General features: G+C 67.3%; 9 protein-coding genes. 4 read left to right on the forward strand and 5 right to left on the reverse strand.

All coding sequences use genetic code 11. The annotated features are described in order from the left end of the window. Nucleotides 1-10 precede the first annotated feature (10 nt). The 5 genes from EV147_RS04295 to argA form a co-directional block, all read right to left on the reverse strand. A complete protein-coding gene (locus EV147_RS04295; RefSeq protein WP_130389860.1) occupies nt 11-1,396 on the reverse strand; it encodes a NarK family nitrate/nitrite MFS transporter in 1,386 nt (461 codons plus the stop codon). After that, entirely contained in the window at nt 1,393-2,679 is a 1,287-nt protein-coding gene (locus tag EV147_RS04300; RefSeq protein WP_130389861.1) for an MFS transporter, read from the reverse strand. Before EV147_RS04300 ends, EV147_RS04295 begins: the two co-directional genes overlap by 4 nt. Nucleotides 2,680-2,899: 220 nt before the next feature. Further along, the gene (locus EV147_RS04305; RefSeq protein ID WP_130389862.1) at nt 2,900-5,485 is read right to left on the reverse strand and encodes a hypothetical protein; all 2,586 of its coding nucleotides are present in this window, start codon (nt 5,483-5,485) and stop codon (nt 2,900-2,902) included. A 169-nt stretch (nt 5,486-5,654) separates the two neighbouring features. Next, nucleotides 5,655-5,930: an oxidative damage protection protein gene (locus tag EV147_RS04310; protein WP_130389863.1), complete on the reverse strand. Its 276-nt coding sequence runs from the start codon at nt 5,928-5,930 to the stop codon at nt 5,655-5,657. Nucleotides 5,931-6,041: 111 nt separating this feature from the next. Further along, complete coding sequence (gene argA, locus EV147_RS04315; RefSeq protein ID WP_130389864.1) at nt 6,042-7,505, reverse strand: amino-acid N-acetyltransferase; 1,464 nt, start codon at nt 7,503-7,505, stop codon at nt 6,042-6,044. A gap of 23 nt (nt 7,506-7,528) precedes the next feature. On the opposite strand from argA, the gene hrpA reads away from it, so the two are divergent. The 4 genes from hrpA to EV147_RS04335 all read left to right on the forward strand — a co-directional run bounded on the left by hrpA (nt 7,529) and on the right by EV147_RS04335 (nt 14,596). Beyond that, nucleotides 7,529-11,620, forward strand: a complete 4,092-nt coding sequence (gene hrpA / locus EV147_RS04320; protein ID WP_130389865.1) for an ATP-dependent RNA helicase HrpA — start codon at nt 7,529-7,531, stop codon at nt 11,618-11,620. A 165-nt stretch (nt 11,621-11,785) separates the two neighbouring features. After that, nucleotides 11,786-12,766 (forward strand): YVTN family beta-propeller repeat protein, encoded by a 981-nt coding sequence (locus EV147_RS04325; protein WP_130389866.1) that lies wholly within the window; start codon nt 11,786-11,788, stop codon nt 12,764-12,766. Nucleotide 12,767: 1 nt separating this feature from the next. Beyond that, nucleotides 12,768-13,601: a polysaccharide deacetylase family protein gene (locus EV147_RS04330; RefSeq protein ID WP_130389867.1), complete on the forward strand. Its 834-nt coding sequence runs from the start codon at nt 12,768-12,770 to the stop codon at nt 13,599-13,601. Next, nucleotides 13,601-14,596, forward strand: a complete 996-nt coding sequence (locus EV147_RS04335; RefSeq protein WP_130389868.1) for a sterol desaturase family protein — start codon at nt 13,601-13,603, stop codon at nt 14,594-14,596. The genes EV147_RS04330 and EV147_RS04335 overlap by 1 nt, the downstream gene beginning before the upstream one ends. Nucleotides 14,597-14,620 lie beyond the last annotated feature (24 nt).

A 14,620-nucleotide genomic window follows, 5' to 3' on the forward strand; every position in this document is an offset into this window, starting at 1 on the left:
GGGTACGGGTTCAGCAGGGCATCGGGGCGTTGCGGCGGGCGTAGTACCACCAGGTCACGAGTACGCAACTGACGTAGAAGGCGATGAAGCAGTACAGCGCGCCGTCGGGGGTGCCGGTCAGTTCCAGCGAGGTGCCGAAGCTCTTCGGGATGAAGAAACCGCCGTAGGCCCCGATGGCGCCCGAGAAGCCGAGCACGGCCGCCGATTCCTTGCCGGCGTCCTGCAGCGCCTGCTTCTGGGCCGCCTCGCCATGGCCGGCGGCGGCGCGCTGGCGCTCGGTCAGGAAGATCACCGGGATCATCCGGAACGTGGAGCCATTGCCGATGCCGGTCAGCGCGAACAGCACGACGAAGGCCGTCAGGAATGCCTGGAAGTTGCCGGCGCCGCCGCCGTAGGGCAGGGCGGCCAGCACGGCGCAGACGGCGCCGATCATGCCGACGAAGGTCCACAGCGTGACGCGGGCACCGCCGAGCTTGTCCGAGATCCAGCCGCCTACCGGCCGGGTCAGCGCACCGACCAGCGGCCCGAGGAACGCGTAGGCGGTCGGGTTGATGTCAGGAAACTGCGATTTCGTCAGCAGCGCCAGGCCGGCCGAGAAGCCGATGAACGAGCCGAACGTGCCGATGTAGAGCCAGCACATCAGCCAGTTGTGCTTGCGCTGGAAGATCACGGCCTGCTCGGCGAACGAGGCGCGCGCCGAGGCGATGTCGTTCATGCCGAACCACGCGGCCAGTGCCGAGACCACGATGAACGGCACCCAGACGAAGCCGGCGTTCTGCAACCAAAGATTCTGCGATGCGCCATTGGCGGTATAGGTCTGTGGCTCGCCGCCCAGCGCGCCGAACACGGCCAGCGACACCACCAGCGGCGTCACGAACTGCACCACCGACACGCCAAGATTGCCGATGCCCGCGTTCAGGCCAGTGGCCAGCCCCTTCTTGGCCTTCGGGAAGAAGAAGCTGATGTTGGCCATCGACGAACTGAAGTTGGCGCCGCCCAGCCCGCACAGCAGGGCCAGCACCAGCAGCGTCGGGTAGCTCGTGGACGGATCGCGCAGCGCGAAGCCCATGCCCAGCGCCGGGATCAGCAGCAGCGCCGTGGAGATGGCCGTGAAGCGCCGCCCGCCGAACACCGGCACCAGGAACGAGTAGAAGATGCGCAGCGTGGCGCCGGACAGTGCCGGCAGGGCCGTGAGCCAGAACAGCTGGTTCTTGGTGAACTGGAAGCCGGCGCGGTCCAGATTGACCGCCACCACGCTCCAGAGCATCCAGATCACGAACGCCAGCATCAGCGCGGGAATCGAGATCCAGAGGTTGCGGTAGGCGATGCGCTGGCCCTTGTCCTGCCAGAAGGCGGCGTTCTCGGGCTCCCAGCGGGTCAGAACGGAACTGGTCATGATGTTTGGCCGATGAGGTTGGAGGTGGTTTCCGGGCGTTCGCCGCGACTGCTGTAGTGCATCCAGACCAGGCTCACGCAGACCGTGCCGTACATCAGCATGAAGCAGCTGCTGCCGATGCCGGTCAGGTCGGCCAGCGCGCCGAACATGATCGGCAGGACAAAGCCGCCCAGGCCGCCGGCCAGCCCCACCACGCCGGAGACGGCGCCGATGTTGTGGGTGAAGTCGTTGGAGATGAACTTGAAGACCGACGCCTTGCCGATGGCGAACGCGATGCCCACCACGAACATCAGGACCGTGAACAGCGTGGGCGTCAGCGCGATGTGGAACGACTGCGGGCCGGTGGCGGTGTGGATCGTGAAATCGGTCTTCGGGTAGCTGAGCAGGAAGAACGCCACCCAGCTGACCCACATCACCCACCAGGTGGTGCGGTGGGCGCCGTAGCGGTCGGAGATCCAGCCGCCGATGGCGCGCAGCACGCCGCCCGGCAGCGAGAAGCAGGCGGCCAGGAAGGCGGCCGTCTTGATGTCGAAGCCGTACTCGCCGATGTAGTACTTGGTCATCCACAGCGCCAGCGCCACGTAGCCGCCGAACACCACGGAGTAGTACTGGGAATAGCGCCAGACGCGCGGATCGCGCAGCATGGCCACCTGGGCACGCCAGCCCGACGACGATGCCGAGAGGTGCGCCGGGTTGCTGCGCGAGAACACCCAGAACAGGATGGCCGTGACCAGCATCGCCACCGAGTACACCTTGGGCACGATTTCCCAGGTGCCGGCCGCCAGGATCAGCACCGGCGCCACGAACTTGGTCAGTGCCGCGCCCGAGTTGCCGGCGCCGAAGATGCCCATGGCCAGCCCCTGGCGCGAACGTGGGAACCAGCGTGCCACATAGGGCGTGCCCACCGAGAACGAGCCGCCCGCCAGGCCCACGAACAGGCCCAGCACCAGCAGTTGCCAGAACGTGTGGACATAGGAAATCAGCCAGATCGGCACCACTGTCAGCAGCATCAGCACGAAGAACACGATGCGGCCGCCGTAGCGGTCGGTCCAGATGCCCAGCGGCACGCGCACCAGCGACCCGCTCAGCACGGGCGTGGCCGCCAGCAGGCCGAATTCGGTATCGCTGAGCCCCAGTTCGGCCTTGAGCGGGATACCGAGCACGGCAAACATCATCCAGATGGCAAAGCAGATGGTGAACGCGAAGGTGCTGGACCAGAGGGTCATCCAGGCCCCGGACGGGACCGGCGCAGCGGTTGGGGAAGGGTGGTTGGCGGTGGACATGGCCGTTTCCGGAGTCACTTTGAAGAGTGATGCCAGAGTAGGCCGATGACGGGCAGGCGCCTATTCGTCGGGCGAGGAGGGTGGGCCCACGCGGGGTAGGTGGGTGGAACTAGGTCGGAAGAACTAGGTGGGGGGGCATCTCTCCCTCTCGGTTTGCTCCCCTCTCCCACTTCATGGGAGAGGGGAGCAAGACCGGCGAAGAGTGCGATTCAAATACCAATCACCGACAAACCTTCCGCCCCGGCTTCGGCCGGCGCAGCACCTTCGGTGTTCCTTGCCCGACCGCATCGCCGTCGAAGCGGATCGGCTGGTTCATGTACGCCGCCAGCTTGTCACGCACGAACGAGGTGTCGTCGCCCACGGTCGAGATGATCCCGGTGGTGGCGCCGCCGCCCAGCAGCATCGTAAAAATGCCACGGAACGGGAAGTCGCCGTAGGCCGGCACGCTCACGTCGAACGGCTCGGAGCGCTGGAACATGTCCTCGGCGGTGTTGCCCATGGCCCAGTGGAACGCCTGCGGGAACGGCAGCGCGACGATCTTCGGGTTGATGTTGTGGTAGTCCGACCCGATGGCCGCATCGCCAAAGATATAGGTGCCCCCGGTGCCCCAGTTCTGGGTGTCGAAGTCGTAGTTGACCGCATCGCTGACCAGCGGCGCGTGGCTGGCCGGAATCTGCCACGGCATGATCGGGAACTTCAGGTCGCGGCTCAGGCCCGCGCAGAAGTCGAAGAAGCGGTCCCACTCGTGCGTCCAGTAGCAGTAGCCGTTGGCGTAGCTGCGGATCGTAAAGTCATCGGCTTCGTAGCGGTCCACGGCCAGGAAGTCGGGCACGTCGGGGCCGGAATGGACCCGCATCTCGCGGATGAAGGCGGCCGTCGCCAGCGCGTTGTTGCGCGGCTCGTCGCCCGAGGCGTAGATCCATTCCGAGGCACCCACGCCCCACAGGTTGACCTGCCAGCCGAACGTCACGGCCGGCGCCACGGTGCGGAACAGCCAGTTCACGGCCGCCACGTAGCCACGGATGTTCTCCTCGATGTGCGCGGGAATCGTGGCTTGCACCTTCCAGTGGTCGAGCGCCATGCGCAGCGGCTCGCGTACCGGCATCGCGTAGGTGGGCCCGAAGCCGCCCTGCTGGCAGGCGCCGAGGAAGTCGGGGTTGATCACGTAGCCGGCCGGCACGGGGTGGTCGGCGTCGATATGGTCGTTGACCAGGTTCAGCGACAGGATCAGGTTGCCGAAGCTGTGCGCCAGCCCCTGCAGGTTGGCGAGCTGCGTCGGGGTGTCGCCCAGCGACAGGTTGCAGGTGTACGACACGATCACCGGCAGCACCTTGTGGCCGCCGCCGATCTGCCGCTCCACGTCGCGCGCCAGCAGCACCGTGGCCGTGGTCTGGTTGTCCGAGGTCAGGTAGACGTTGGCATCGCCGGCGCCGTCGAAGCCGGCGTACTTGAACACCGACGAGGCCCGCGCCGCCACGAAATCGGCCGCGTTGCCCGGCGTCAGGTCGGCGCAGCCGCCAAAGCTCAGGAAGTCGGGGAAGCCCTTCACGTTGAGGTTGGCGCCCCGGGCCACGTCGATTACCAGGCGTGCCGTGCCGTTGGGCAGTACCAGCAGCTCGGCGGGCGTGAAGACGTTGTGCACCGTGCCGTCGATGATGAAATCGGAGATCTCCACGTCATAGTGCTGCGGTTGCACGGGCACGGCCAGTTCGTGGATATGGGTGCCCGCCCGCAGGTGGAAATCCTGCGTGTAGGTCATGTTCGGGGCCACCAGCCGCACGGTGATGGGCGTGCTGACCGTCACGTCGGAGGTGATGAAGATCGGCAGTTTTACGTAGCCGTTGGTGTCCACGGCGGTGGACACCATCTCGTTGGCCATGAACAGCACCGTCTCCACGGCCGTCGTCAGGTTGCGCAGCTTGGGCGGGAAGCTGTAGCGCACGTTGTTCAGGCTGATCGTCCGCACGGACACATCGACGGGCCCAGCGGTCGGCAGGCCGGTCAGGGGCAGCATGCTGCCCGGCGCCAGTCCCACCTCGGCCAGTGCCTCGCCGGTGTTGCGGACCACCACCGAGATGTCGAGCTCCTCGTCGTCGAGCACGGGAATCGGGCCGGCGGCCAGGTCCAGCCGGGCGTAGTGCCGGGCCGCGCCGTACTCGATGACCACCACCGCGGTGCCGCCGGCCGGCAGCGAGATGGCGGCCGGGTGGACCGTGGCGTCGGCCACCACCGTGTACGCGTGGTTGGCCAGCGGGCTGACCGAGACCTGGTAATTGCCGCTGGGCAGCGAGATCGGGGTCGTGGTGCCCGGCGACACCGCCTGCACGTGGCTCTGCGAGCCCTCGGTGAAGGTGATGGTCTGGGCCACCGAGTACAGGGCCGGGTCGGGCGCCGACGAGGTCTGCACGCGCACTGTGCCGTTGGTGTTCGGCAGGTCATCGGCGGCCAGCGCGAACGACGCCAGGTAGGTGGACGCATCGGCGCCGGTCAGGTCGCCGTTGATGCCGATCATCACCTTGTCGGTGGAGACGAACGAATAGGAGTTGCCGAACTCGATCTCGGCCTGGACATTCCAGTTCTGTCCGTCCACCTGCTGGTTGGCGGTCTCCGCCGTGGTGGGCGTCCATGTCTGGAGCTGGAGATTGAAGTCGGTCGGCTGCACGGCCGCGGGGGACCGGAACTTGAGGCCGAGAAAGCGCTCGATCCGGACGGGGCTGCCGTCGCTGTTGCGGATATTGGAGATCGAGATCACGCCATACCACTGCGACGCGCCGCTCTCCACCTTGATATCGAAAAGAATTGCCATGTTGCCTGCCTCCGCCTGGTTGTCAACGCGGCGCGCACTGCGCCGGCGTCAGCGCAGATTAGGGGGCAAGGCGGGGGGAGGGAATGGATTGCTGGATGGGTTGTCTTTCCTCCCCCGCGCAGGCGGGAGAGGGGCGGGAGAGGAGGCGGGACGAAGGCGGCGCCAGGCGTTACGCCGAGGGCGGCGGCGTGTAGCCCATTGCCTGGTCGGCGCCTTCACCGAAGAAATACTTCTCGGTCTGCTTGAGCAGGTACTGGCGCGCGCGGGTGTCGGCCATGTTGAGGCGGTTCTCGTTGATCAGCATCGTCTGGTGCTTGAGCCAGCCGGCCCAGGCTTCCTTCGAGACGTTCTGCCAGAGCTTCTTGCCGAGTTCGCCCGGCAGCGGCGGGAAGTCGAGGCCTTCGGCTTCCTTGTTCAGTTTGACGCAATGGACCATGCGGGCCATGAGGGACTCCTTCTTTTCAGTGGGCGCTATTGTAGCCAAGCTCGCGGGGCGGGGCAGCGGCGGCCGCCCATGCCCCTGCGGCTCATGTTGTCATTCCGGTTCAGGCGACACCTACAGCTTCTTCATCAGCACCATCGACTTGCGCTGCCAGTTGTAGAGCTTGCGCTTGTCTTCGGGCAGGTCGTCCACGCTGGCGTGCACGAAACCCCGCTTCAGGAACCAGTGCTCGGTGCGCGTGGTGAGCACGAACAGCCGCTCCAGCCCCAGCGTGCGGGCGCGGCGCTCGATGCGCTTGAGCAGCCGCTCGCCGTCGCCGGTGCCCTGGGCCTCGGCCGACACGGTCAGGCAGGCCATCTCGCCCATGTTCTCGCGCGGGAATTCGTACAGCGCGGCGCAGCCGAACAGCACGTTATCGTGTTCGATGACCGAGAACTTGTCGATATCGCGCTCGATCAGGTGGCGTCCGCGCGGCACCAGCGTGCCGTCGGCCTCCAGCGGGGCAATCAGCTGGAGGATGCCGCCCACGTCGTCCAGCGTGGCTTCGCGCAGGCTTTCCAGGTCGGTATCGGACACCATCGTGCCCACGCCATCATGCAGGAACAGTTCCAGCAGCACCGAGCCGTCCAGGTCGAACGGGATCAGGTGGGCACGCGGCACGCCATTGCGCAGCGCCTTGACCAGATGTTCGAGGTAGTAGGCCACGTCGGGCGGCAGGTGGTTGTTCTGCAGCCGCTCCATGGCGGTGCGCAGAGACATTTCCTTCATCAGCTTGCCCACCGCGTCCGGCACGCCGGGCACCTCGGTGATGTAGATCAGCTTGTCGGCCTTGAGCGCGCTGGCCGTGGCGCTGGCCACGTCTTCCATCGACAGGTTGAACGCCTGCCCGGTGGGCGAGAAGCCCAGCGGCGACAGCAGTACCACCTTGCCGTGCGAGAGCGACATGCGCATGGATTCGTCGTCCACCTTGCGCACCAGCCCGGTGTGCTGGTAATCCACCCCGTTGACGATGCCCACCGGCCGCGCCGTGATGAAGTTGCCCGAGATCACCGAGAGCTGGGCGCCGGCCATCGGCGTATTCGGCAGGCCCTGGCTGAACGCGGCCTCGATGTCCAGGCGCAGTTCGCCGGCGGCTTCCTTGGCGCATTCGAGCGCCGCGTTGTCGGTGATGCGCACCCCGTCGGCGTACTGCGACTGCACGTTGCGCAGCGCAAGCTGCTCTTCCACCTGCGGGCGCGAGCCGAACACCAGCACCACGTGCATGCCCATGGCATGGAGCAGCGCCACGTCGTTGACCAGCGCGTTGAGCACGCCGGCCTTGACCAGTTCGCCGCTGAACGCGATCACGAAGGTCTTGCCGCGGAACGTGTGGATATACGGGGCGACGGCACGCAGCCAGTCGACGAACTGCTGCTGGTCCGGCGCGCCTGCCTCGGCCAGGTCGGCACCGGCGGCGGCGGACGGAATCGGGGTGGCCGGCGCGCTGACTTCGGAGAGCGGGGCGGGCGGGGCGTCGGGCGGCACGGGGGCGGCGGCAGGATCGGGGTCCTGCCCGGGGGAGTCGGTTCTGGCGTTCATGCGGCGGATTATAATCCCGGCCAATGTCAGCACAACGCCCCGCCAAACCTGCCCCGGCCAAGCCCGCCGTGGCCCCCTCGAAACCGGCCAGCCAGCAGCCCGCCCCGCGCGATGCGGGCGGTGCCCGGCCGCCCCGCCCGCCGCAGTCCCGTCCGCCCCGGCCGCCCCGGCCGCCCCGGCCGCCCCGGGCCGCGCACCCGGCCGATGGCGCGCCGCGCGAGGCCCGTGAAGCCCGTGAAGCCCGTGAAACGCGCGAGCCGCGTCCGCCACGCGCGCCGCAGCCGGTACGCCTGGCCAATCCGCTGCCCGACATCACGTTCCCCGAGGCGCTGCCGGTCTCGGCCCGCCGCGACGAGATCGCGCAGGCCATGCTGGCCAACCAGGTGGTGATCGTCTCGGGCGAGACCGGTTCGGGCAAGACCACGCAACTGCCGAAGATCGCGCTGTCGATCGGACGCGGCCCCGCCCGGGAGGGCAAGCCCGGCGGCGGGCTGATCGGCCACACCCAGCCCCGGCGGATCGCGGCCACCTCCACGGCCAAGCGGATCGCCCAGGAGCTGGGCACGCCGGTGGGCGAGCACGTGGGCTATCAGGTGCGGTTCAACGACGCGATGTCGGCCGGCGCCTCGGTCAAGCTGATGACCGACGGCATCTTGCTGGCCGAGACGCAGAACGACCCGCTGCTGCGCGCCTACGACACGATCATCATCGACGAGGCGCACGAGCGCAGCCTCAACATCGACTTCCTGATCGGCTACCTGCGCCAGATCCTGCCCAAGCGGCCCGATCTCAAGGTCATCATCACGTCCGCGACGATCGACGCGAAGCGCTTTGCCGAGCATTTCGCGCGCGATGGCAAGCCGGCGCCGGTCATCGAGGTCAGCGGGCGGCTGTACCCGGTGGAGGTCCGCTACCGCCCGATCCAGCAGGACAAGCCGGCCGACGCCCCCGCCAGGCCGGAGAAGTCAGAAAGATCTGAAAAATCCGAGAAAGCCCGCGAGCGTGACCTGTTCGACGGCATCGTCGATGCGGTGGACGAACTGTGCCGGCTCGGCCCCGGCGACGTACTGGTCTTCCTGCCCGGCGAGCGCGAGATCCGCGAGGCCGCCGAGGCGCTGCGCAAGCACCATCCGCCGCATACCGAGATCCTGCCGCTGTTCGCGCGGCTCTCGGTCCAGGAGCAGGAGCGCGTGTTCCGGCCGTCCAACGCCCGGCGTATCGTGCTGGCGACCAATGTGGCGGAAACATCGCTTACGGTGCCCGGCATCCGTTACGTCGTCGATACCGGCCTGGCGCGCGTCAAGCGCTATTCGTACCGCAACAAGGTGGAGCAACTGCAGATCGAGTCGATCTCGCAGGCCGCCGCCAACCAGCGCGCGGGCCGTTGCGGCCGGGTGGCCGATGGCGTCTGCATCCGCCTGTACGAGGAAAGCGACTATCAGGGACGCCCGCGCTTCACCGATCCGGAAATCCTGCGCTCGTCGCTGGCCGCCGTGATCCTGCGCATGAAGGCGCTGCGGCTGACCGATATCGAGTCGTTCCCGTTCATCGAGCCGCCGCTGGGCCGCGCCGTGGCCGATGGCTACCAGCTGCTGCAGGAACTGGGCGCGCTCGACGAATCGAACCGGCTCACGCCGACCGGCCGGCAGGTGGCCAAGCTGCCGCTGGACCCCCGCGTGGCCCGCATGATCCTGGCCGCCCGCGACCACCAGTGCCTGCGCGAGGTACTGATCATCGCCAGCGCGCTGTCGGTGCAGGACCCGCGCGACCGTCCGCCCGACGCCCAGGAAGCCGCCGACCAGGCCCACCGCAAGTTCATGGACGAAAAGTCCGAGTTCCTCGGCTGGGTCAAGCTCTGGAAATGGTTCGAGGAGGCGGTGGCCCACAAGAAGACCAACCGCCAGTTGCAGGACCAGTGCCGCGCCAGCTTCCTGTCGCACGTGCGGCTGCGCGAGTGGCGTGACGTGCACTCGCAACTGCTGACCACGGTCAGCGAGCAGGGCTGGCGCCTGAACGAGACCGAGCCGACCTTCGAGCAGGTGCACAAGGCGCTGCTGACCGGCCTGCTCGGCAACGTGGGCCTCAAGCTCGACGAGGCCGATGGCAAGGGCCGCGAGTACCTGGGCGCCCGGGGCATCAAGTTCCACCTGTGGCCGGGCTCGCTGATCGCGCGCAAGGTGGGCCGCTGGATCATCGCCGCCGAACTGGTCGAGACCAGCCGGCTGTTCGCCCGCACGCTGGCGCGCGTGGAGCCCGAGTGGATCGAGCAGGTGGGGCGCCACCTGCTGAACGTCAGCTGGAGCGAGCCGCACTGGGAGAAGAAGGCCGGGCAGGTGGTGGCCATGGAGCGCGGCACGCTGTACGGCCTGCCCGTGTACCAGCACCGGCGCGTGCATTTCGGGCCGATGAACCCGAAGGAGGCGCGCGAGCTGTTCATCCGCGGCGCGCTGGTGGAGGGCGAGTTCGATACCCGCCTGCCGTTCTTCGCGCACAACCAGCGGCTGGTGCGCGAGATCGAGAACCTGGAGCACAAGTCGCGCCGGCAGGACGTGCTGGTGGACGACGCGCTGATCTACGCGTTCTACGACCGGGCCATTCCGGCCGACATCCACAACCAGGTGTCGTTCGAGACCTGGTACCAGGCCGAGGCGGCGCAGCAGAAGGACCGCAAGCTGCTGTACCTGAACCGCGACGAACTGATGCGGCACGAGGCGGCCGGCATCACCACCGACCTGTTCCCGAAGATCCTGCCCGTGGCCGGCATCGACATGGGTCTGACCTACCATTTCGAGCCCGGCAGCCACCGCGACGGCGTGACGCTGACCGTGCCGCTCTACGCGCTGAACCAGGTGCGGCCCGAGCGTGCCGAATGGCTGGTGCCGGGCATGATCAAGGAGAAGGTGCACCTGCTGCTGAAATCGCTGCCGCAGAAGCTGCGCCGCCACTGCGTGCCGCTGCCCGAGTACGCGGCCGGGTTTGTCGAGCGCCAGCCGTTCGGCGAGGGCGACCTGATCGACGTGCTGATCGCTGATGTGCGCGCCCAGACCGGCACGATGATCCGCCGCGCCGATTTCAAGCTGGAGACGCTGCCGGTGCACCACACGATGAACTTCAAGGTCATCGACGAGCACGGCCGGCAGCTTGACATGGGCCGCAACCTGGCCCAGTTGCGGGCCGAATTCGGCGGGCAGGCGCAGCAGTCGTTCCAGAACATTGCCGCACGCGATGTGCCGGCCGCCGAGGCGGGCCAGTACGAGAACCTGACCTCGTGGTCGTTCGGTGAGTTGCCGGAACTGCTGGAAATCCGCAAGGGCAACCAGACGCTGTTCGGCTACCCGGCGCTGGTGGACCGGGGCGACCACTGCGACGTGGAAGTCTTCGACGATCCGCAGGAGGCCGCGCGCACCCACCACGTGGGCCTGCGCCGGCTGTTCGCGCTGCAACTGCGCGAGCAGGTCAGGTTCATCGAAAAGAACATCCCCAACCTGCAGCAGATGGCGATGCAGTACATGGCGCTGGGCTCGCAGGAAGAACTGCGCAACCAGATCGTGCTGATGGCGCTGGAGCGGGCCTGCCTGCAGCCGCCGCTGCCGCGCAACGAGGCCGAGTTCAACGCGCGCAAGGAAGAGGGCCGGGCGCGGTTGTCGCTGCTGGCGCAGGAAATCGCGCGGCTGGTGGGCACCATCCTGGCCGAATACGCGGGTTTGCCGCGCAAGCTGTTGCAGGCCAAGCCGTTCGGCTCGGCCTACCAGGACCTGGAAGCCCAGTTGGGCCGGCTGATGGGCAAGAACTTCGTCGCCGACACGCCCTATGCCCAACTGGTGCATTTCCCGCGCTACCTGAAAGGCATGGCGATGCGCGTGGACAAGCTCAAGGGCGACCCGGGCCGCGACAGCCAGCGCACGCAGGAAATGTCGCCGCTGATCCAGCAATGGCAGCGCGCCGAGAAGCAACTGCGCGCGCAGGGCCGGGGCGTGGTCGTGGACGAGCGCATGGACGAATTCCGGTGGATGCTCGAAGAGCTGCGCATCGCCCTGTTCGCGCAGGAGCTGCGCACGCCACAGCCGATGTCGGTCAAGCGGCTGCAGAAGGTGTGGGAATCGATGCAGCGGTAAGGCCCTTGTCTCCCGCCGGTTTTCTCCCCTCCCCGGTAAGGCGGGAGAGGGGGGCAGGCCACATGTATCCAAATGTAAGTATCTCTTAAGATTCCGCCCTGTTCGTCAGCGCAATCCATAGCCGAAACGTTAGAATGCGCGGTTCGTATCGAAATCCACGGTCTTATGCTCGCGTTGCGTCGTGTCGTAGCTGTTTCGGTTGGCGCCCTGGCGCTGGCCCTGGTGTCCGCGCCGGCTCTCGCGGAAGTGGTGACTATCCTCAACTCAGGTGATGCAAGCGTCACGCTGATCGACAAGGATACCCAGAAGGTCATCGAGACCTTTCCGGTAGGCAAGGAGCCGCACCACCTGATTGCCACGCCCGACGAAAAGTCGCTGATCGTGGCCAACGCCGTGGGGAACGACCTGGTCTTCCTTGACCCGGTGACCGGCAAGGTGCAGCAGCGCGTGCCGAACATCGACGATCCGTACCAGATCGGATTTTCGCCAGACAACAAGTGGTTCGTGGCCACCGGCAACCGGCTGGACCGCGTGGACGTGTACCGCTGGGACGGCCATCAGCTCAAGATGGCCAGGCAGTTTCCGCTGGCCAAGACGCCGAGCCATATCGCGTTCACGGCCGACAGCAAGATTGCCTTCATCACGCTGCAGGATTCCAACCAGATCGCCGCCATCGACCTGACCACGATGAACGTGATGTGGGTCATGGAGGCCGGCTCGGCGCCGGCCGGCATCTGGGTCACGCCCGATCAGAAGTACCTGCTGGTGGGCATGACCGGCGCCGATTACGTGGCCGTGATCGACTGGCGCACGCGCACCGTGGTCAAGCAGATCCAGACCGGCAAGGGCGCGCACAACTTCCGCGCGGTGGGCGACAAGCGCCACCTGTTCCTGACCAACCGCGTGTCGGGCTCGATCAGCATTATCGACCAGCAGACGCTGTCGAAGGTGGGCGACATCACGGGCCTGCTGCCCGGCCCGGACGACATGGAACTGACCGCCGACGGCAAGACGCTGTGGGTGACGTTCCGCTGGGCGCGCTCGGTGGGCCTGATCGACGTGGCCAGCCGCAAGCTGGTCAAGACCATCCGTGTCGGCAAATCGCCACATGGGATCTACTTCAAGACGCGCGCGCCGCTGTACTGACATGCGCCGGCTGATCTCGCGCCTCGCGGCCCTGCTGCTGGCTGCCACCGGTGCGGTGGGGCTGGCTGATGCCGCGCCCCCGGCCGCGCCCCATGCCGGCAACTGCCGCGCCGGCACGCTCTACCTCACGTTTGACACCGGCAGCATGAGCCAGGCCGAACTGATCGCCCGGACGCTGCGCAAGCACCAGATCCGCGCCACGTTCTTCCTGGCCAGCGAGCCCACCGTCAACAAAGACAATTCGCTCGACCCGGCCTGGGCGCCGTACTGGAAGGCGCTGGCCGCCGACGGCCACGCTTTCGGTACGCACACGTTCGACCATGTCTACCTGCGCGGCGTCAAGGACGGCCAGGTGACCATGCGCCCGCAGTTCGGCGCGCAGGCCGGGCACGACATCGTGATGACGCAGGCGTCGTTCTGCACCGAACTGCGCCGCAGCGCGCAGGCGTTCCAGTCGATGACGGGCCAGGAGATGGTGCCGCTGTGGCGCGCGCCGGGCGGCCGTACCGCGCCGCAGACGCTGGCCTGGGCCGAGCAGTGCGGCTTCCGGCACGTGGGCTGGGCGCCGGCCGGCTTCCTGGGCGATGAGCTGTCTTCCGAGAAATTTCCGAACCAGGCGCTGCTCGACAAGGCGCTGCGCAACCTGCGGGATGGCGATATTACGATGGCCCACCTGGGTATCTGGTCGCGCAAGGACCCGTGGGCGCCGGCCGTGCTCGATCCGCTGCTGACCGGGCTCGAACAGAAGGGGTTCTGCTTCGCCACGCTGCGCGAGCACCCTCTATATAAGAAGTGGGTGGCCGGGCAGGGGCACAGCGTGGGAGCGAAACCGTAATGTGGGATGCCTTCACCAACTGGCTGGGCCTGTGGGTCGGGCAGGTCGAAGCCACGGTGTTCCAGGACGCCATCCTGCCGCTGGTCTACAACCTCGGCTTCGGCGGCTATGCCGAAGACGCGTTCACGGGCACCGAGTGGCTGCTGGTGGGCGTGGTGCAGATCGCGGTGATGTTCCTGATCCTCGGCCCGCTGGAGAAACTGCGACCCGTCGAGGCCGTGACCGACCGCGCGGCCATCCGCACCGACATGCTCTACACGGTAATCCACCGGCTCGGGCTGTTCCGGCTGGCGATGTTCTTCGTGCTGGCGCCGCTGATGGACGGCATCGAGGGGCAGCTGCACCTGCTGGGCTGGCAGCGCGTGAACGTGGAGGACTGGTGGCCGGGCGTGACGTCGATCCCGCTGGTCAGCTTTTTCGTCTACCTGCTGCTGTTCGACCTGCTCGACTACTGGTACCACCGGCTGTCGCACACCTACCGCTGGTGGTGGAGCCTGCACGCGGTGCACCACAGCCAGCGCCAGATGACGCTGTGGAGCGATAACCGCAACCACCTGCTCGACGATATCCTGCGCGACGCCGTCTTTGCGGCCGTGGCGCTCGGGGTGGGCGTGGAGCCGTCGCAGTACGTGCTGCTGGTGGCGCTGTCGCAACTGCTGCAGAGTCTGCAGCATGCCAATCTGCGCCTGCACTTCGGCTGGCTCGGCGAGCGGCTGATTGTCTCGCCGCGCTTCCACCGCACCCACCATGCCGTGGGGCTCGGGCACGAGCGGCAGGGCGCCGCTGGCCGCCCGGTGCGCCTGGGTGGCTGCAACTATGGGGTGATCTTCCCGTGGTGGGACATGCTGTTCCGGACGGCCGTCTTCACCGAGGCGTACTACCCCACCGGCATCCGCGACCAGATGCCGCCGCCCACGGGCAAGGGCCGCAACTACGGCGCCGGTTTCCTGTCCCAGCAGTGGCTGGGCCTCAAGCGGCTGCTGCGGCTCGGGTGATGGGTGCCGCCGCGGCGCTGTGCT

This window comes from Cupriavidus agavae, from assembly GCF_004217045.1.
GTDB lineage: Bacteria > Pseudomonadota > Gammaproteobacteria > Burkholderiales > Burkholderiaceae > Cupriavidus > Cupriavidus agavae.

Bases quoted from the DNA above. Each gene is read 5' to 3' on its own strand.
- EV147_RS04295 (WP_130389860.1), bottom strand. From the start codon at position 1,396: ATGACCAGTTCCGTTCTGACCCGCTGGGAGCCCGAGAACGCCGCCTTC.
- EV147_RS04300 (WP_130389861.1), bottom strand. From the start codon at position 2,679: ATGTCCACCGCCAACCACCCTTCCCCAACCGCTGCGCCGGTCCCGTCC.
- EV147_RS04305 (WP_130389862.1), bottom strand. From the start codon at position 5,485: ATGGCAATTCTTTTCGATATCAAGGTGGAGAGCGGCGCGTCGCAGTGG.
- EV147_RS04310 (WP_130389863.1), bottom strand. From the start codon at position 5,930: ATGGCCCGCATGGTCCATTGCGTCAAACTGAACAAGGAAGCCGAAGGC.
- argA (WP_130389864.1), bottom strand. From the start codon at position 7,505: ATGAACGCCAGAACCGACTCCCCCGGGCAGGACCCCGATCCTGCCGCC.
- hrpA (WP_130389865.1), top strand. From the start codon at position 7,529: ATGTCAGCACAACGCCCCGCCAAACCTGCCCCGGCCAAGCCCGCCGTG.
- EV147_RS04325 (WP_130389866.1), top strand. From the start codon at position 11,786: ATGCTCGCGTTGCGTCGTGTCGTAGCTGTTTCGGTTGGCGCCCTGGCG.
- EV147_RS04330 (WP_130389867.1), top strand. From the start codon at position 12,768: ATGCGCCGGCTGATCTCGCGCCTCGCGGCCCTGCTGCTGGCTGCCACC.
- EV147_RS04335 (WP_130389868.1), top strand. From the start codon at position 13,601: ATGTGGGATGCCTTCACCAACTGGCTGGGCCTGTGGGTCGGGCAGGTC.